Consider the following 17,407-nt stretch of genomic DNA (forward strand, 5'->3'; position numbering starts at 1 on the left):
TTAGTGTAAATAGGTCAGACCAAATTATTTGTCTTTATATTTATCAAACGCCTTATCTTCATGGTGTTTAATCGATGCAATTACCCCTATTATTATTGAGCTACTCCGATTGAAAATAAAACCAGTGCCAGAGGATTATCGGCAAATGTAAAATACGCGGCTGCATTTTCCCATTCTGTAATTGATGCGCCCATAATGGTTTTCTCCAGTTATTCATTATTTAAAAAGTATGTCTAAACATTGGCCAGTTTATTGGGCACTTCACTTGGACGAGTGGCCGGAACACTGGTTTCAGGATAGGGTTTGGCTAAAATTTCCACTTCATCTATGCCTAAGTCTTCAACGGCATCTGGTACACGCAGCATGCTCAGTTTTTTCAGAAGCAAAGAAATTGCGTAACCGGGTATGAAGCCGACCAGCGCCATTACGATTGCCGCGATAGACTGTCCTTGGATAGAAATGGCGGGATTGCCATCAACGTTAGGAGTGCCACCTGCAAATACACCAACAAGAATAACGGCGACAAAGCCAGTGAATCCATGGACCGCAACAGCACCTACAGCATCATCGATGCCCTTGTTTTCAAGAATTTTTGCAAACTTAACCGCCAGAACACCCATACAGGTTGCGATCATGAAGGCAAGCGCTGGGTCGTAGAGGTCAAGTCCAGCGGCAACCGAGATGATACCGACCAGTCCGCCAGACATTGTCCAAAAAGGATCACGCGTTGCGACATAGCATCCAATCACGCCACCTGAAAAGCCCATCAGCGTGTTAAAGGCAAACGCGGACAGGTTCGTTGGTGTGTTGTAAATTGTTGTCCAGCCAATATCGCCGCCGTTGAAAATAATGCAACCGCCTAAAAATCCAAAGAAGCCGAAGATGATCATCATGAGCCCAATCAAGGTCATGGGGAGGCTGTGTGGTGCAATTGTTTGAGCAACGCCATTGATGAATTTACCCTTGCGTGCGCCCAAGTTGATCAAAACGCCCAAGGTAAAGAAGCCCGCAACGGCATGGACAACACCCGATGCGCCCACATCATGATAGCCCAGTTGTGTGAGTAGCCATCCATCTGGATGCCAGCCCCAAGCACCTGCGAGTATCCAAGCGACACTGCCCACGGTGATGGTTAAGATGAGGAAGGCACTGACGCGAATGCGCTCAATAACGGCACCGGATAGAATTGATCCTGTTGTGGCGCCGAATAGAGCGAAGGCTCCCCAAAAAATGCCCGTTTCCATATCACTGATATTGGGGCCCATGCTGTCCGACCAAGGAAGCGCTTCTGGAACGCTTGCTGGCAATAAACCGCCCGGAAACGCGTTGTATATCCACCAGCCAAATAGGTAAAACGCTGGGATAATGGTCGCCAAGGCTAATATGTTTTTGATACCCGCCGCGAGCGCATTTTTACTGCGTGAAGCGCCCATTTCATACGCAAGAAAGCCTGCATGAATCATGAGCATGATGGCGGTGCACCACCAGTAAAAAACTTCCATATTCATCGACTGGTGCATAGCAAAGACGGCTTGCTGCGCATCCAGCGCTGCCTGCAGACTTTCTAACGTCGGTGTTTCTAAGGCCATAGGATGTATCCTCTCAGTCTATCAATTTAGATATTTCGTCAGTGGTGAAGTCGTTTTTTTCGTAATCTTTAGTCGTGCCTTTTCTGGCGTCATCATGAAAAGGCACAGCTTTTGCTGTATTTAAAACCGTTAAACTGAAAACGAAGGGTCAGTTGTTATTCACAGTGATCTCGGTTTTAAATACAGCCGTATTCAATGATTTTTTAGCTTAACAATTGCTCAAGTTGGGGCGTTAACAAATTTTGGCAAAGTAAAATTTATTATATATCAATGATTTGTGTTTTTTTGATGTTGGGTTGGTAACCTGCTTCACCAAAAGGAGGCAAAAAATGTCCTATCAATATGAGAGCGCACAAAAACAGACCAAATATCAACAATGGACACCTGGCAGTGCGCCTACTGTAATAGAGACATTTGATGTTAATCAGCAAGCTGAGAGCTTAAGAACATGGCATCAGCAGTATGATCAAATCAGTGATGGTGAGTTTTTTGGTAAATTGACAGAGTTGACGCTAATGGGGGTGCATGTTTTTAAAGAAGAGACTGAGCAGGCATTGCAACAGGATTGTGAAGTGTGCTCGGATTCATTTTGGCTGGGGTTGCCCGTACCTACATCTTCGACAAGCCGCGTGAATGGCTTGGAAGTGGAGAACAACAAAATTATTTGCCGTCCAGGTGGCATTGCCTTTGAATTAACAACGCCTGAGCACTTTGAAATATTTGGGATTGTACTTTCGCAATCTGACTTTCATGCGATTGCCGATCGTCACGATATTGCCTTACCAAAAGCACTATTTGATACACCACGTATTCAGCTACCTCCTAAGGTATTACAGCAAGCACAGTATTTATTGGATCATGTGCTAAAATCGCGTGATTTAAGGCCACCGGATCATCTTCAGTATGATTTGATTTGCCTGATGCTGTTGGATATTTTTGATCAATATTCGCTGGTGAGTACACAAACGTCAGGATTCAAACATCGAAAAAAAGTGGTCGATCAAGTTAGGGGGTATTTACACGACAACAAGGATAGGCCCATTTCGGTAACTGAACTCTGTGAGTTGGCCAATGTCAGTCGTCGCACGCTTCAGTACAGCTTTATGACAGTGCTGGGTATGAGTCCTTTGCAATACTTGCGTTTGTCTCGCTTGAACGCTGTTCGGCGTGCGCTTCAGGCGAACCATGCGCAGCGAGCGGTGGGCGAAATTGCCAGTGAATGGGGATTTTGGCATTTGAGTCAATTTTCAAGTGATTACAAACGATTATTTGGTGAGTGTCCGTCCATGACAAAGCGCATTCAGTGACAAAAAATAGATGCATAATTCATGGTGATGAATTAAGGTAGTCGATTATTTTTTAATCGAATGAGCCATGGCTGGAATTGGTCTATGAGTTCAAAAAATCAGGGACAGTCCACACATTCGTCGAGATATCCTATTCATGCAAGCAGCGCCAAATAAAGCGACCCCATCACTCTATCGAATTACACGTCTAATGCTGGGTGTATTCATTCCAATTTTAATTTTAATTGGTGTGTTTAATGGCATTCGAATGTCCAGTGACTTCGAAAAAATGATTAATCAAGTTGAACAAGACGTCATTCATTCTTTGCAATTAATCGACGACGCTTTAGAGATTCTTGAAAAAGTATTTGATCGACAAATGTTGGATGGTTTGGACGAGTTCATGCAAGCGTATCATGCATCTGGAGAATCGCCACGTGACCTTGATCTTATGGCATTAAAGGGGCGTTTTAACCATACAATGGATGTGTATATCATCAACAGCAAGGGAATTGTTGAGTTTTCAACCATCGAGCAGGATTTAGGTCTAGATTTAACGCAGTGGGCTGATTTTCATGAGTATTTAGAAACGATTCGAGCGGAAGGAGTGCCCGTTGTTGATCGAATGAGCCGAGAGACCTTGACCGGACTCTTTCGTAAATATGGCTATTATCCGACACCAGATAAAGAGTGGATTTTAGAGCTTGGCATCAAACCAGAGGTCATTGCTGAGTATATGAAGAAACTGGACCCTGTGCAGGTGGGGCGGAGAATCGCACTCAGCAATGATGTGATTGACAGTATTCGAATTATCGATCGCTTAGGTTGGGAGCTTTCTATGTCCAATCCTGAGCAGATAGAACCCTTCGTGTTGGCAAGAGCCAACCGAGTGCGAGAAACTCGGCAATCCTTAGAACTGGTAAATTGGAATACACTCACACGCTATATTCTGCAGGAAAATCGTGGGCATATGATGTCCTTTGGGGCTCCAGATCAAGTGATTGAGTTGGTGTATAACCGCACAGGGCTCATCACAGGCATTGTGGCGAATATTTTGGTTACGCTCGCGGGTATTATCGTCTCCTTAATACTGGGGTATTGGTTGAAGACCGTTGAAGAAGAGTTACGGAAACAGGCCATATACGATGGGTTAACAGGAGTGTTTAATCGTCGTTATGGTATGAGTCTATTGGAAATCGAAATCAATAAGGCCTCGCGTTTAAACAGTCCCTTATCCTGTTTATTAATTGATATTGATAATTTTAAGAAAATCAACGACTCCTATGGGCACGATGTTGGCGATCAGGTCTTGAGTAAAGTGGCTACAGAGTTGAATCAAACCCTACGTGCCTATGACGTTTTTTTCCGTTACGGCGGTGAGGAGTTTGTCATTGTTTTTCCTGGGCTAAGCTTAGAGGATGCGAAAGTGTGTTCAGACCGTATCCGCCAACTGTGTGCCCAAGTGAGTATTTCCGTTGATAATGACAAATCGATCCAAACCACACTAAGTGCCGGATTAGTTTTGCTCAATCAAAATGAAACCAGCAAAGATCTCTTGAAACGCGCAGATATGGCCTTATATGAAGCTAAAGAGGGTGGGCGAAATTTGATTAGGATTGCCGCATAAACTTAATCCTGGAATGCGTGTCCAACCCAATTAGAACGATCTGAGCGTGATTAAAAAACGAAAGGTATCTGTATGAAAAAGAGTCAGTTTTATAAATCCTGTGTAGCGGGTTTGTTGATCATGGGAAGTGCGGCAATGGCTGATGATGTTCGCATAGATGAAGCCCTGAGACTGGTCGAAACCGGCGTGATTAAACATTTAAATGAATTAAACGACATCGCGTTGGCCGTGCAGCCAGGCTCCATTAAGGACACGGAGTTGGAAACAAAATACGGTCGTTACATTTACAAAGTTGAAATTCGTGACGCCATGGGTGTGGAGTGGGATGTTGAGGTCGATGCCATCTCGGGTGATATTCTGAAACGTGAGAAGGATGATTAAGTCTTAGCCTTGGCTATAGATACGATCCGTTTCTTTTGCACATAAAAAATCACCCACTTGAACCCCTTTAATCTTGTGGGTATACCAAACAACCGTCACGTTTCCCCATGCGGTGTATAGGTCGGGGTGATGACCGACCTGCTCCGCAAACTCCCCAACTTGATTCGTAAAGTGAAGCGCACTGGCAAAATCCGGAAAGGGGAATTGGCGTTGTAGCATTAACTTTTCCGGATTTTCATCAATTAATGACCAGCCATTTAATGACTTGAGTTCATGCTCGGCCTCTTCTTGAGTTAGGCGTTTTGCATCCGACCGACAGTAATCGCAAGTGTTTGACACATCAATGCTCCTTTTATAGTGAAACTAGTTGCAAACGATCTATTGCAATTTGTAGGCTCTTATCATCAAACAATTTAAGCTTTCTATCAGCCCATTTCTTACCTGCTGGCCAGTTAACGAGGCCAGTTTTAATCGAAGCTAGTGTAGGCTGACAGCCTTCTTTCACTAATAACCAATCAACAGTGGAAAGCAACTCCATGCCAAAGGGAGACTCAAAGCCGTCAATCATCTCGCTAGCCTTTTCCAATGCAGGTAAAAAGTCTTTACCTTCACTATTGAGATAAACTTCAACTTGCTGCTTTTGAGCATCATTAAAGGCGATCACATCCATAGGGTCGCTATCGGGAATACGCTTGTCAGATTTTAAGTAGCTACCGTCCAACGCATTTAACAAGTGTTCTAGATTATTGGCATAAGGGCCATAATTTCTGGCTTCGAAATTGAGCTTTAACTCGTTTTTAAGGCCTTGCGCTTCAATTACACGCTGTAAGAACCAGGCCAGCTTTTGGATTTCTAACAGACTACATTCCATACCCAAAATCCAATATCGCCTGACAAGTTCAGCAACCATAGCTCGTGCAGGCGTTAACTTCTTTACGCCTACTTTCTTTGCGACGTTTTGATATTTTTCAGTCGGCTCGAATACCCAAATTTCAACATCAGCCAAATCAGCCAACATAAGTTCAATTTTCGGCTTCACTTCTTGCCAGGCTAGACCACCATTGCCTGCACCCAAGGGTGGGATGGCGATGGATTTAACACGGGATTCAGCAATGAAATTGCGTAAGTCTTTTAGTCCTTCTTCTACCCACTCCATTTTGGAGTTGGCGCGCCAATGCTGTTTGGTGGGAAAGTTGATGATCCACTTTGGCCCCATCAATTCACCAGTCTCTGTGACAAACATCTTACCAGTAAACACTTCACCAGCTTTACATGCTTTGGCATAGGCCTGCGTGTTGTTAGGAAAGCGCTCTTTGAACATCAGCGCGATACCTTTGCCCATTACTCCGACGGTATTCACGGTATTAACCAATGCATCGACGTCGGCTTCTAGCAAGTTGCCTTGTGTGTAATGAATCATTAGAAATACCACCTTGCTCTTGCAAACACTGGCATGGTTAAACCGCGCTCTTGCAGCCATCCATCCAGTTTACTTTTCGTACTTTCAGTGTAACAAACCATTCCTGCCAACGCATGGACAGGACAATGCTTATGCACCAACGCCTCAGCCTGATAACGCTCAAATTTTGCCGGATCGTCAGGGTCACGCCTGAAGTCTCGCGACTGAATGATACGCCAGTCGATTTTGTCTAAATCGATCAAGTCCGTATAAAAATTAGACCATGCATAATAGGCATGGCCATCAGAGAATACAAAAGGTAAACCCAACTCCCGGGCCCGATAGAGGTTAGACACCAGAATTACAATTTCATCGTTCTGACGCTGCCGAATGCCACCATAACCACTATGGATGTTTTTCATCATCGGTGAAAAAGGGGTGAAATAAAACGGTACATAATCACTCAAAAAGCCACCTAATCCGACAGGTACAAGATGGGCTGCACGCTTATCAATCAACTCAGGGTTACCAATATGCACCCAATTGGGCGCCTGCACGCTACTATTCCCACAGTGTAGGCCATTATCCAAAATCCAGGGGATATTATCGCGATGAACAATACGCCAGATCAGGGCTTTTTGAGGGTTGAGGGTTTTACTATAGTCATACATTCACTTCACCCGCAAACATGTGGCTCTGCAGATTGATGTGACGCACAACCTTATACTTATCAGCCCAATCCTTTACAACTACCCTAGCTGCCTCAGTCTTCACATATACACTAAATATTTTTTCAGCAGGTACAGTGCTTGGAGATAAACACTCAGCCATACAAGCAACTTTGCATGCTCGGTCGTTGTAGTCTCTTTTTGCAATCAGCGCCCAATCTATTACAGCAATTCCGTCATCATAATCAAAAATTTCATAACCCTCTTCGGCTAAAGGGTGCCTTGCTATAACCTTCCATTTATTTGCTTGCGCGACCGTTCGATGCACCGTTACCAGCACAAAATTCTTATCATGATGAGTTCTCTGAACACCATAATCAAAAGGATTTTTGCAAAAAAATGAAACGGGACGAACTGATCTAAGCCATGCTGTTGGCGCGATTTTAAAATCTCGCTATCCGCGACATCTTCAAACTTATTTTCTTGTAAAGCTGCGCGAGATTGCAATCCGTTTTGGAGAATTGATTCCAGATTATCCAATGCCGTTAAGTGATAAAGCAGTTTTCCATTTTGCGGCATCAGTACCCCCACTGAACAATACGATTTTGACTGACGCACTCGCACTGGTCTAGGTTACTCATTTATGCACTCCTTTCACTTAGTCGAACTATCCAGTCAACCATCTAGTAACCAAACATACTATCAGCGGAAGATACCCATGTCACTGATAAAGAACGCCAAGGCGAGCCAATCGCTCACTTAAACAAAGGGTTACGAACGTCACCAACCCGAGCAAACGCTTCTCTAACACTGATTGAGCGCACTATCCAGCTTTCAAAGTCTTGCTAGAGGCAAAGGGGCAACATCTCCCCCGCTATATTCAGCAGGAATTCGAATATTTTTCCAGTGTGGCCGCCTAGAGTATGGTTTCTTACGCATATGCTGAGAGGATTTCCATCACGAGAGTGTGGCCGCCTTCAGCTGTAAACGGCGCAGCTTTTGCCCCAGACGTAGTGCCAGACGTAAGGCAGAAAATGCGGCACTACTGGTCGGCTAAGACGTTTTGTATCGGGCCGACAGTAGTCGCAGTCGTAAGTGTACAGTGCCTTTCAAGTGTTGCTTAATGGTTTTGAAAATCAAGTGAACGGGTGAAAAAGGATGTATTTAATTGCCGACTCATTCCATGTCCTTCAACCAGAAAGCCAACCTCAGCTCGTGGTGAGCTGATTTGATCTGAACACACTCGATAGGCGATCCACTGTGCATTTTGGTCTGTTAAGTCCAACTGAGTGGGGCCAAAAAGTTCAAATAAGGTGGGGTCCGTCAGGCGAATACTGACGTTGCGTAAATCGGGATGAAAACGTTCAACCTTCACATTGTAAAGATTACAGAAGGTACGCTCATCAAGCTGCATGAATAAGGGGCCTCGATCACGGGCAATATCAACTCGCAGGTTTTCTTTGGTAGAAAAGCCCAATAGTACCGCACTCATCGCAACCAACATAACTGCACCATAGCCAACGAGTCGAGGGCGAATCAGGGGGGATGGCTGCTTTTGCAGTTGGACTTCTGACGCAAAACGAATGAGTCCTTTGGGTCGCTCTAAGGTTTGCATGACACTGTCACACGCATCAATGCAGGCCGCACAGTCAATGCAGGCTGCTTGCAACCCTTCACGAATATCAACCCCCGTAGGACAAACCTGCACGCAGATTCCACAGTCAACACAATCCCCAATGGGATCTTGTAGAGCTTCCACTTGACGGCGTTTGCCTCTAGGTTCCCCGCGTTCAATATCATAGGTTACGGTTCGTGTGTGCTGATCAAACATTACCGCCTGGAAGCGTGAATAAGGACAGGCATGTAAACAAATTTTTTCGCGGACTAAGCCCGCATTCAAATAGGTTAATGTGGCCATGATGATCAGCCAACCTAAGGTCGTTGATGATTGAAATACGTCAGGGCTGACTAAATCACGAATAGGAATAAAGTAACCTGTGAAGGTGATAGAGGTTAGGCTAGCGACACCTATCCATAGCAGATGCTTGGTGATGCGTCTAAGAGAGTCATTCAGGGTGAGTGCGCGTTTTTCGCGGCGCGAACGCTGCTGAGCGGGTCCTTCTATCCAATCTTCGATCCGAATAAAAATCCAGGTCCAGATGCTTTGTGGGCAGGCAAATCCACACCAAACACGCCCCCACGCCACAGCGGCGAAGAACAGCAAACTGGCACCTGCAATCATGATTCCCGCTAATAATGGTAAGTCATGCCACGAGAGTTGAGTTCCAAAAAAAAGTATCTGACGCTGCTCGAACGAAAAAAGCAGCAATGGCGTTCCTTCCCACTCTAACCAGACAACTAAAAAAAACAGCACAATTAACGGCCAGCTGGTCAGGCGTCGCACATTCTGAAAATAGCCCTTCGTGAGGCGAACATGGAGCTTTCCATCCTTGGCATAGCTGGGCGTATTGATTTGAACAGCGTGGATTTTATCCATGGCGGCACATCCGAACAGTTTAATTGGATGCAGAATACACTTGCCTATCTGTCCATATCAGGTATAAATAAATTAATATTTATAGGTACAGATGAGGGGCTTGCCCGTGTCACGTTCTCCTTTGCGCTATCGTTATCAACAAGTCGAGGCTTGGTTGTTTGAAGGGATTGAACAGAAGCGCTGGCGCTTGGGAGAAAAACTGCCCTCTATTCGTCGTTTATGCCAGCTTCATCAGGTGTCTAAGGCGACAGTGTTGCATGCGCTGATGCATTTAGAGGCACAAGGATGGATAGAGGCACGACCTAAGTCCGGGTATTTTGTCACCTATCATGTCAACCCTCCCAAGGCAGCTCAGTCTCATAACATACTCGATGTGCCGCGTTTGGCAAATGTGAGTGATCTGTTTCTGGATATTATGCAGCGCAGTGCCGCATTTGATCTATTGCCATCAAGCCCAACGCTGGAGGAATCACCGGGAATTCGCACATTAAATCGGTCGATTGCCCGCGCGCTACGGCAACAAAACACTCAGGAAAGTCAGTATTATGACTCGCCAGCGGGTGATGCGGGGTTACGATCTCAATTGTCGATTCATCAAGCGCGGCGTGGCTGGCGAGTGGAAAGTGATGAACTCTGCATTACATCTGGAACACAGCAGGGGTTATTTTTAGCCTTGATGGCCAGTTGCCAGCCGGGTGATATTGTGGCGGTGGAGTCTCCAGGCTTTTATGGCGTGTTGCAATTGCTGGAGACATTGGGGTTGCAGGTGATTGAGGTGCCCAGCTCTGTCAATCATGGTATGGATATGGAAGCGTTGGAGACGATGCTGCAACGTTGGCCTATTCGTGCCTGTGTGGTTGCTCCAGCCTTCTCGACGCCCAGTGGTGCGCTCATGCCTATCGACAGACAGCGTAGATTGTTGGACTTAGCAGAGCGTCATGATTTGGTTGTGATTGAAGATGATATCTATGCTGACACAGCATTGGGTGAGATTCCAGCCCCCTTAAAAGCCTTAGATACGTCGGGGCGTGTGATTTTATGCAGTTCATTTTCGAAAAGTGTATCGCGTGATTTGCGAATAGGCTGGATTTGTGGAGGGCGTTGGCATCAACAGATACAACAGCTCAAGGTTGTGACACAGCTGGCCAACAGTCGCTTTTTACAGCAAGGGGTTGCACATTTTATGGCGGAAGGAGGGTTTGCGGCTCATCTTCGACGTCAGCGTCAAGTCTTGCAAAGGCGGCGAGATCAATTAATGATGTCTTTAAATGAGTGGCCCATTCAGCCGATGACAATCAGTCGTCCGCTGGGCGGGTTATCCATCTGGTTAGAGTTACCGGAGGCCGTGAATACACTGAATGCCTATTCGGAGGCTTTGCGTCAGGGAATTGTGATCACACCTGGACCACTCTTTTCTATATCGGGACGTTATGCCAATTGTTTACGATTAAGTTTTGCTCATCCTTGGAATAAACAGCGCCTACAGGCGCTTGCGCGACTGAAAACGCTCTTGTTTAAATGAGCGTCCTTATTAATCGGTGAATGAAAGAGGTGAGTATGCCGTCACAGACCCTCAAAGATATTATTTGGCAAGTGGTGTATTCGATACCTGAGGGGGAAGTGATGAGTTATGGTCAGATTGCAAGACTCTGCGGTTACCCTGGCCATGCACGTTATGTGGGCGCTGTTTTAAAGCAATTACCGGACGATTCGCAACTGCCTTGGCACCGGGTGATTAATGCTCAAGGACGCCTGTCTTTTCCTCCAGAGTCAGCCAGTTTTGCTCAGCAAAAAGCGCGCTTAGAAGCCGAAGGCTGGCGTTTGGACGGAAGCAAAGTGCGTCGTGTTTTACAGTCGAGTTAATAGGGCCGTTAGCGTCTGAATGTTAGTGTTTTTTGACCCGCCGACTGAGCCAGTTTAATAAGATAACAACACCTGACACCAGAACGGGAACGCTCACGGCCTGCCATAAAGGTAAGTTAATCCCCGGAAGCCAATAGGCCAAAGCATCTAACATTTTATGTCCAACTTGTATTGCATAATAGCTAATAGCAACAAATGAGAAGCCTTCGACCATTTGTTGTAATTTTAACTGTAACTTCGCCTTTTGCTCCATTGAGAGCAGTAACTGTTGGTTTTGCTGCTCCAGTTTTAGATTAATACGCGTCCTGAGGAGTTCAGTGGAGCGGCCCAATCGCCCTGATAAACTGTTTTGCCGGAATTGCACGGATTCACTGGTACGAAAGGCTGGAGTCAGTCGACGTGCGGTGAAGTCTTGCAGTGAAAGCTGATCATCAATCGCTTGTTCTTCCAGTGCTTTTAAACGATCCAATGTCAGCTGATAATAAGCGGCGGTTGCTTGCAAGCGCGAGTTATTTTCAGCAATTAATCGTTCCGTCGCGGCGGCCAGTTGAGTGATCTCATTGAGTAACTGCTCGTCATTGTGGGGCTCTTGTTCAATTCGCTGCGTTAAACACGCAAGATCTTGTTCTAATTGATTGAGCTTGAGCAAGCTTTGCCGTGACACGGGCCAGCCCAGTAACGATAATTTTCGGTAGTTGCCTAAGTCGAATAACTGCTGCGCCAAACGTCCCAAGGCCGAAGCCGATAATCCCTTATTGATCAGCAGCATTCGGCCGGCGCCCTCAGCGTGCTTTTGAAAGTCAGTCCAGATCCGTGCTTTACCCGCGGCCAGATGGCTACTAATGCAGTTCTCAGGATTAAAGAGCATGGCTATTTCGGCATCAGGCAGGGATTGTTCTTCAGGGAGTACGGTGAGCTGAATAATGCGAAAAATTTGACCGGGAATGCCGTTAAACCAATCGCGGGCAGGTAAAAAATCCAATGGGTCATCAAACCAGGGTTGGTTCGCACCTGTACGAATAAATGTATAACTCGAAAACTCACCGTGACGTTCCCAGCGCAGCCATTGGCCATAAAGTGGTAGGGTTATATCCTGTGCTGTGTCAGCAAGGACTTGGCCCAATTGTGCTGAGAGTTGTTGCATCAGCTGTAATTCCAACGCCCGCGAGGCGGGGTCGACTGTTAGGGTAAAGTGGCAGAGGCTACAGGGAGTGCTGATGGGTGGGAACGTCCGTTGTTGAAGCTCTTTATCTAGGACATCTCGCAATGGGTGACTGCGACTCGATAGACTTTCCATTGCACACCTCTTTGTGGCTAAGAAGACTGTATGTATTGTGAGTTGTTTGGGAAGATTGCAGTTTGTGTGCCAGTTGACTTTAGTTTACTAAGACTAGTAAAAATGGATGACAAATTATTTAAATTGCGAAAATGTTTGTATTGCGGCGTGGAAAGGCTCGTCAATCAAATCCTTTATTAGCACTTTTTTAATGATGTTTGCGTGTTTTCGGTGCATAGCGATCTCGATCAAATATGCTTTGAGTGATGGATATTCCTGTTTTTTATTATAAGTACCATGCATATGGTATTTCCCTAATCAATCTAAATTTAATTAGTGGAATATGCCGATCACCATTGGAGTAATAGATTTTTATCAATAGACATTAAATGGACAAGGATAGGGTGTAATTCATATGTTATCTGCTCAAACTCAATCAGTATCATGCACGAGATCTATCGCCAATTTTTTGTCACAATGTCTCATGTCGGTGAGCTGATAATGAGATCGTCGAGTACACATCTGAAAGTCCCAACCAGTTTAGTTTTGAATTGGAGGGCCACCGTAGCTCTTGCTGAGTATCGGGTTGCTCGCCCCCAGAGTAGGAGCGAGCGATGCACGAAGATGATTACTGAGCCGACAAGAATGTGTCGGTGCTAACGACCTCAGCATAGGCGAAGGCCAGTGCAGCCATAAAGGCAGCATGCACTTGAGGCGCTGGAACATGCACACCATTGAACTCAACACTGAGTGTAGCGCAGGCGTCGTGTATAAGGGTGTTGCTGTAACCTAAATCAGAAGCGGCGCGCGTGATGGCATCGATACAGATATGGCTCATGGCACCCGTGATCACTAGGCGAGTAATGTCCTCTCGCTGAAGCAGCGCGTGCAGCTCAGTGCCCTTGAAGCTGTTGACCTCATTTTTCAAAATTTGGAACTCACCATCCGCAGGCTGCAGGCTTTGATGGATGTTAGCGCCTTCGCTGCCAGGCACAAAAAAGGGTGCATCGCTGGATGGGAATTCATGACGCACATGGATGACTGGCAGTCCACGCTCGCGAAAGTCAGCCAATACTCGAGCGGCATTAATGGCCGCTGCTTCTACGCCCTCCAGAATCCACTTGCCACCGGGAAAATAATCCTTCTGCATATCGACGATGATCAGTGCTGTTTTACTCATGCTTTTCTCCTGTTAAAGGGTTGTCGCTCATCATAGCCTTTCCTGTTACCCTGTTCGGGTGGCAAAACTGACATTAACAAGGCTAAAACTGACATGTCTAAGACTATACTTGTCGCTATACTCATGGTGCCGGGTACTGCACTTTCCGCAGTCCACGGTTTGATCGACCTATTCATGTCTGCTAACCGCATGTTGGCTCAATTGCAGCAGGCGCCTGATCTTCAGTTTAAGGTTGTCTGTTGGAAACTTGAGCAGGGGCAATTGTTACCCTTGGATGAGATGGAGTCTTCGCCGTCGTTAGTCATTGTGCCACCGATACTGGAAGGGCAGGCCTACCTTGAACCTCAACCGTTGGTTTGCTCGTTTCTGCAAGACTGGCATCGGCAGGGGGCTATGATCTGTTCCGCCTGCGCGGGTGCTTTTCTGCTGGCACAAGCGGGTCTGTTGGATGGGCGCAAAGCGACAACCCACTGGCAACTGGAAGGTGTTTTTCGTTATCACTACCCCGAGATCGATCTAGATACCAATGCTCTGCTCTTGTCAGACTCGGATCTGGTGACCGCAGGTGGTGTGATGGCTTGGATTGATCTGGCACTGCATTTAATTGGGCGTTATGTTCCGCCTTCAGTCGTCCAAGCATTGGGACGCTTTCTGGTGGTGGATACTGGGTCGCGTCAGCAAAGCTATTACCGTTCATTCATGCCATTGATGTTGCACGGAGATGCGTCGGTTCTGAGAGTGCAGCATCATTTACATAAAGAGTATCGACACAAACAATCTACCCGAGAAATGGCGGAGCTAGCTGGCCTGACGGAGCGCACGTTTATGCGACGCTTTCACCGAGCCACTGGCTTTCGTCCCACGGAGTATCTGCAGCAACAGCGGTTGCTTAAAGCTCGCGAGGCGCTTGAGAACAGTCGAGTAACGGTCGAGCGTGTGGCGTGGGAAGTGGGATACGAAGATGTGAGCGCTTTTCGTAAGATGTTTCATAAACAGACAGGGCTAACACCTAGCCAATATCGGGAAAGGTTTGGTATTTAATGACAAAAATGTAATTTTGCTGTCATGTGTCTGAAAGAGAGCGGCGACTAAGATGAGTATAAAGCAAGCAAATGAGGAAGACATCATGCGTAAAGCAATTATACTAAGCAGCTTATTGGTGGCATCAGGTGCTGCATTTTATGCCTTTGCCGGTAATCATCAATCCGCTGGGCATCAAGGACATCAAGGACATCAAGGGCATCATAACAAGCACGAACAGCATAGCAGCAATAGTGCCGCTCATGCGGAAATACCCGCTTCAGTGGCGGCTTATCAAGCAATTAATGATCAAATGCATTCCGCTATGAGTATCGAGTTTACGGGTGATGCCGATGTTGATTTTGTTCGTGGTATGATCCCCCATCACGAAGGCGCAGTCGAGATGGCTAAGGTGGTGTTGGAACATGGCAGCGATTCTGAAATCCGTGCTCTAGCAGAGGCGGTGATCGAAGCACAAGTGGAGGAAATTGAGATGATGCGCCGCTGGCTTGCAGAAAGAGGCCTTGATTAAGCAGCATGAAAATTCTGATCGTCGAAGATGAACACAAAACCGGCGACTATCTTCGCCAAGCTTGAGTGAGGCCGGGTTTGTTGTTGATTTGGCACGTGATGGCATCGACGGAATGCATTTAGCACTGACTGGCGAGTATGACCTGTTAGTGCTCGATGTTATGTTGCCTGGTATTGATGGTTGGGGCATTCTTCAAGCTGTGCGCCGGGCCGAACAGGACATCCCGATCCTATTTCTAACTGCAAGAGATAGGGTCGAGGATCGCGTACAAGGGCTGGAAATGGGCGCAGATGACTATTTAATCAAACCCTTTGCGTTTTCTGAACTGCTCGCTCGCATTCGAAGTCTGGCACGTCGTGGTAAAAGTAAACCTATCGAAAATTTATACATTGCTGATTTGGAACTCGATATTATCAAGCGGCGCGTGACTCGAAGCGGGCAGAGAATCGATTTAACGGCAAAGGAATTTAGTTTACTGGAGTTGTTACTCAGACGTAGAGGAGAAGTGCTTTCTCGTTCACTGATTGCGTCTCAAGTATGGGATATGAATTTCGACAGCGACACCAATGTTATTGATGTCGCTGTGCGTCGTTTGCGTGCCAAAGTGGATGAGGCCTATGAGCCAAAACTTATTCGCACCGTCAGGGGGATGGGGTACGTTATCGAGGTAGACGAAGTGTGAGAAAAACGCTGTCTCTTACGGCTCGATTAGCGCTGCTTTTTGCCTCCATGGCCTGTGCTTTCTTAGTGTTCGTGGCGATATTTATTGATCGCAGTGTCTCAGCTCATTTTGATGAGTTGGATCTTCACGACCTGTCAGCAAAACGAGTTCAGGTTGAAACCTTGTGGGGCCACATTCATTCAAAAGATGACCTTAAGGGATTGCCTCTTCGGATCGATGATGCGTTTGTAGGTCATGACACGGTCGCGCTGTTGATCACTCTGCCACAAACATCATGGCAATATACCTTAAACGCGGATAAGTTCGGTGATATACACACTCAGCTGCACAATTCTCTAGACCCTTTTTTTAAATGGGATACCGCGGGGGGCGGTCATTATATTGGTCAGTCTATCCTTTTAAAAGCTGGAGTCCCTGGCGCATCTGAAGTCAACCTTTTGATTGGGTTAGATATCTCTCACCATGTTCATTTTCTGGAGCAGCTAAGGCTGTACTTAGGCTTGGGTATTGGTGTGGCCACCTTGCTTGCTGGGTTATTGGGTTGGTTCGCGGCATATAAAGGATTGGCACCGATACGCAAGGTTGCTTCAACCGCCCGGCAACTCTCTGCCAAGCGCTTGGCTGAACGGCTTTCGACTGATGATGCGCCTGCCGAAATGCAAGAGTTAATAGTAGCCTTTAATGGCATGTTAGAGCGCTTGGAAGCTTCATTTCGTCGCTTAAATGAGTTTTCCGATGATATTGCACATGAGTTGCGCTCCCCCGTTTCCAATTTAATGACTGAGACCCAAGTAGCGCTCTCGCGTATAAGGTCTGCTGATGAATACCGGGAAGTCTTGCACTCCAACCTAGAGGAATTTGATCGCTTAGCCCGGATGATTGCGGATATGTTGTTTTTGGCTAAAACCGATAATGGCGAGCTTCCAACCCCCTTAAAAACCGTTCATCTGGATAGAGAAGTGATCGCGTTATTGGAGTTTTATGAAGCGCTAGCTGACGAAAAGCAGCTTCGACTGACACTTGAAGGGGAGGGATGGGTAAGGGGAGAGCCTTTGATGTTGCGACGGGCCTTGTCGAATCTACTGTCCAACGCTATTCGACACACACCCTCTGGTGAACATATAGCTATTAACATTCATCAGCAAAAAAACGGGGTGAATTTGACCATTAGTAATCCAGGAGAGCCGATTCCTGCCGATCAAATTTCGCGTATTTTTGATCGTTTTTATCGAGTTGATCCCTCACGGTCAAGACATGGTGATGGTTCTGGACTTGGCTTATCCATCACTCGTTCAATCGTTGAGGCCCATGGTGGAGAGATCTCTGTTGAATCCAATCCGGTACTTACTACTTTTATGATAAGGATTCCTCTGGCGTAAAACGTGCGTGGTCGGAGACGATTGGTGG

At 46.4% G+C, this 17,407-nt stretch carries 16 protein-coding genes and 2 pseudogenes; 10 read left to right on the plus strand and 8 right to left on the minus strand.

Features of this window, described 5'->3' with window-relative positions:
• Positions 1-233: 233 nt before the first annotated feature.
• Positions 234-1,589 carry an ammonium transporter gene (locus D791_RS10265; RefSeq protein WP_036511164.1) on the minus strand — a complete coding sequence of 452 codons (1,356 nt, stop codon included), beginning with the start codon at positions 1,587-1,589 and terminating at the stop codon, positions 234-236.
• Positions 1,590-1,918: 329 nt separating this feature from the next.
• Between D791_RS10265 and D791_RS10270 the strand changes: the two genes are divergently transcribed.
• The 3 genes from D791_RS10270 (at position 1,919) to D791_RS10280 (ending at position 4,883) form a co-directional block, all read left to right on the plus strand.
• Positions 1,919-2,896, plus strand: coding sequence for a helix-turn-helix domain-containing protein (locus D791_RS10270; RefSeq protein WP_036511167.1), 978 nt, complete (start codon positions 1,919-1,921; stop codon positions 2,894-2,896).
• Between the two features lie 136 nt (positions 2,897-3,032).
• Complete coding sequence (locus tag D791_RS18965; RefSeq protein ID WP_051514415.1) at positions 3,033-4,502, plus strand: GGDEF domain-containing protein; 1,470 nt, start codon at positions 3,033-3,035, stop codon at positions 4,500-4,502.
• Between the two features lie 72 nt (positions 4,503-4,574).
• Positions 4,575-4,883 (plus strand): PepSY domain-containing protein, encoded by a 309-nt coding sequence (locus tag D791_RS10280; protein ID WP_036511170.1) that lies wholly within the window; start codon positions 4,575-4,577, stop codon positions 4,881-4,883.
• A gap of 3 nt (positions 4,884-4,886) precedes the next feature.
• On the opposite strand, the gene D791_RS10285 is transcribed toward D791_RS10280, so the two are convergent.
• The 4 genes and pseudogenes from D791_RS10285 to D791_RS19665 all read right to left on the minus strand — a co-directional run bounded on the left by D791_RS10285 (position 4,887) and on the right by D791_RS19665 (position 7,529).
• Positions 4,887-5,222 carry a 4a-hydroxytetrahydrobiopterin dehydratase gene (locus D791_RS10285; protein ID WP_202806857.1) on the minus strand — a complete coding sequence of 112 codons (336 nt, stop codon included), beginning with the start codon at positions 5,220-5,222 and terminating at the stop codon, positions 4,887-4,889.
• Between the two features lie 13 nt (positions 5,223-5,235).
• A complete protein-coding gene (darG, locus tag D791_RS10290; protein ID WP_036511176.1) occupies positions 5,236-6,303 on the minus strand; it encodes a type II toxin-antitoxin system antitoxin DNA ADP-ribosyl glycohydrolase DarG in 1,068 nt (355 codons plus the stop codon).
• A complete protein-coding gene (darT, locus tag D791_RS10295; RefSeq protein WP_036511179.1) occupies positions 6,303-6,953 on the minus strand; it encodes a type II toxin-antitoxin system toxin DNA ADP-ribosyl transferase DarT in 651 nt (216 codons plus the stop codon). The genes darG and darT overlap by 1 nt, the downstream gene beginning before the upstream one ends.
• A pseudogene (locus D791_RS19665) lies at positions 6,946-7,529 on the minus strand (DarT ssDNA thymidine ADP-ribosyltransferase family protein). The gene darT and the pseudogene D791_RS19665 overlap by 8 nt, the downstream one beginning before the upstream one ends.
• A 139-nt stretch (positions 7,530-7,668) precedes the next feature.
• Here D791_RS19665 and D791_RS20935 point away from each other — a divergent pair.
• Positions 7,669-8,001: pseudogene (locus tag D791_RS20935) on the plus strand (transposase zinc-binding domain-containing protein); the annotation flags it as partial.
• Positions 8,002-8,070: 69 nt separating this feature from the next.
• Here D791_RS20935 and ccoG read toward each other — a convergent pair.
• Complete coding sequence (gene ccoG, locus D791_RS10305) at positions 8,071-9,447, minus strand: cytochrome c oxidase accessory protein CcoG (protein WP_036511182.1); 1,377 nt, start codon at positions 9,445-9,447, stop codon at positions 8,071-8,073.
• Between the two features lie 106 nt (positions 9,448-9,553).
• Between ccoG and D791_RS10310 the strand changes: the two genes are divergently transcribed.
• Together D791_RS10310 and D791_RS10315 are read left to right on the plus strand one after the other, a co-directional pair.
• Positions 9,554-10,969: an aminotransferase-like domain-containing protein gene (locus tag D791_RS10310; protein ID WP_237748597.1), complete on the plus strand. Its 1,416-nt coding sequence runs from the start codon at positions 9,554-9,556 to the stop codon at positions 10,967-10,969.
• A gap of 35 nt (positions 10,970-11,004) precedes the next feature.
• The gene (locus D791_RS10315; protein WP_202806858.1) at positions 11,005-11,310 is read left to right on the plus strand and encodes an MGMT family protein; all 306 of its coding nucleotides are present in this window, start codon (positions 11,005-11,007) and stop codon (positions 11,308-11,310) included.
• 22 nt (positions 11,311-11,332) lie between these two features.
• On the opposite strand, the gene D791_RS10320 is transcribed toward D791_RS10315, so the two are convergent.
• Positions 11,333-12,607, minus strand: a complete 1,275-nt coding sequence (locus D791_RS10320) for a DUF3422 domain-containing protein (protein ID WP_036511191.1) — start codon at positions 12,605-12,607, stop codon at positions 11,333-11,335.
• A 607-nt stretch (positions 12,608-13,214) separates the two neighbouring features.
• Positions 13,215-13,766, minus strand: a complete 552-nt coding sequence (locus tag D791_RS10325) for a cysteine hydrolase family protein (protein WP_036511194.1) — start codon at positions 13,764-13,766, stop codon at positions 13,215-13,217.
• A gap of 93 nt (positions 13,767-13,859) precedes the next feature.
• On the opposite strand from D791_RS10325, the gene D791_RS10330 reads away from it, so the two are divergent.
• The 4 genes from D791_RS10330 (at position 13,860) to D791_RS10345 (ending at position 17,379) form a co-directional block, all read left to right on the plus strand.
• Entirely contained in the window at positions 13,860-14,807 is a 948-nt protein-coding gene (locus D791_RS10330) for a GlxA family transcriptional regulator (RefSeq protein ID WP_036511197.1), read from the plus strand.
• Positions 14,808-14,892: 85 nt separating this feature from the next.
• A complete protein-coding gene (copM, locus tag D791_RS10335) occupies positions 14,893-15,318 on the plus strand; it encodes a CopM family metallochaperone (RefSeq protein ID WP_036511275.1) in 426 nt (141 codons plus the stop codon).
• Positions 15,319-15,406: 88 nt separating this feature from the next.
• A complete protein-coding gene (locus tag D791_RS10340) occupies positions 15,407-16,000 on the plus strand; it encodes a heavy metal response regulator transcription factor (protein WP_475096217.1) in 594 nt (197 codons plus the stop codon).
• Entirely contained in the window at positions 15,997-17,379 is a 1,383-nt protein-coding gene (locus D791_RS10345; RefSeq protein WP_036511199.1) for a heavy metal sensor histidine kinase, read from the plus strand. Before D791_RS10340 ends, D791_RS10345 begins: the two co-directional genes overlap by 4 nt.
• The last annotated feature ends 28 nt before the right edge of the window (positions 17,380-17,407 follow it).

This window comes from Nitrincola nitratireducens (assembly GCF_000585235.1).
In the GTDB taxonomy this organism is placed as follows: Bacteria; Pseudomonadota; Gammaproteobacteria; order Pseudomonadales; family Balneatricaceae; genus Nitrincola; species Nitrincola alkalisediminis.

Bases quoted from the DNA above. Each gene is read 5' to 3' on its own strand.
- D791_RS10265 (WP_036511164.1), bottom strand. From the start codon at position 1,589: ATGGCCTTAGAAACACCGACGTTAGAAAGTCTGCAGGCAGCGCTGGAT.
- D791_RS10270 (WP_036511167.1), top strand. From the start codon at position 1,919: ATGTCCTATCAATATGAGAGCGCACAAAAACAGACCAAATATCAACAA.
- D791_RS18965 (WP_051514415.1), top strand. From the start codon at position 3,033: ATGCAAGCAGCGCCAAATAAAGCGACCCCATCACTCTATCGAATTACA.
- D791_RS10280 (WP_036511170.1), top strand. From the start codon at position 4,575: ATGAAAAAGAGTCAGTTTTATAAATCCTGTGTAGCGGGTTTGTTGATC.
- darG (WP_036511176.1), bottom strand. From the start codon at position 6,303: ATGATTCATTACACACAAGGCAACTTGCTAGAAGCCGACGTCGATGCA.
- darT (WP_036511179.1), bottom strand. From the start codon at position 6,953: ATGTATGACTATAGTAAAACCCTCAACCCTCAAAAAGCCCTGATCTGG.
- ccoG (WP_036511182.1), bottom strand. From the start codon at position 9,447: ATGGATAAAATCCACGCTGTTCAAATCAATACGCCCAGCTATGCCAAG.
- D791_RS10315 (WP_202806858.1), top strand. From the start codon at position 11,005: ATGCCGTCACAGACCCTCAAAGATATTATTTGGCAAGTGGTGTATTCG.
- D791_RS10320 (WP_036511191.1), bottom strand. From the start codon at position 12,607: ATGGAAAGTCTATCGAGTCGCAGTCACCCATTGCGAGATGTCCTAGAT.
- D791_RS10325 (WP_036511194.1), bottom strand. From the start codon at position 13,766: ATGAGTAAAACAGCACTGATCATCGTCGATATGCAGAAGGATTATTTT.
- D791_RS10330 (WP_036511197.1), top strand. From the start codon at position 13,860: ATGTCTAAGACTATACTTGTCGCTATACTCATGGTGCCGGGTACTGCA.
- copM (WP_036511275.1), top strand. From the start codon at position 14,893: ATGCGTAAAGCAATTATACTAAGCAGCTTATTGGTGGCATCAGGTGCT.